General features: G+C 78.9%; 1 protein-coding gene. It reads left to right on the forward strand.

Translation table 11 applies throughout. The features are described 5' to 3' along the window. Positions 1–207 precede the first annotated feature (207 nt). A partial coding sequence (locus AB0K00_RS51090) for a hypothetical protein (RefSeq protein WP_363538025.1) occupies positions 208–418 on the forward strand: 211 nt, incomplete at its 3' end.

Raw genomic sequence — 418 nt, forward strand, 5'->3', positions numbered from 1 at the left:
GGCCCGGATGGCACGGCTCGCGCGGCCCGGATGGCACGGCTCGCGCGGCCCGGATGGCACGGCTCGCGCGGCCCGGATGGCACGGCTCGCGCGGCGCGGCTCGGACAGCGCGGTCCAGACGGCGCGGACGGCGCGGGCTCGCGCGGCGCGGCCTGGACAGCGCGGCGCGGACGGTGCGGCTCGCACGGCAGCTCGCACGGTGCGGCCTTGACAGCGCGGCTCGCGGCGCAGACGACACGCGAGACACGCGCGGCGCGGCCCGGACAGCGGCTCGTGCGGCTCGGCACGGATAGCGCAGCTCGTTCGGCGCAGACGGCACGGTGCGGCTATGCGTGGCGCGGACGGACCGATATGGCGCGGCTCGTGCGGCGTGGACGGCACGGCTACGTGCGGCGCGGACGAAACGACACGGCGCGGC

Origin of the sequence: Dactylosporangium sp. NPDC049525, assembly GCF_040676755.1 — a bacterium.
Lineage (GTDB): Bacteria > Actinomycetota > Actinomycetes > Mycobacteriales > Micromonosporaceae > Dactylosporangium.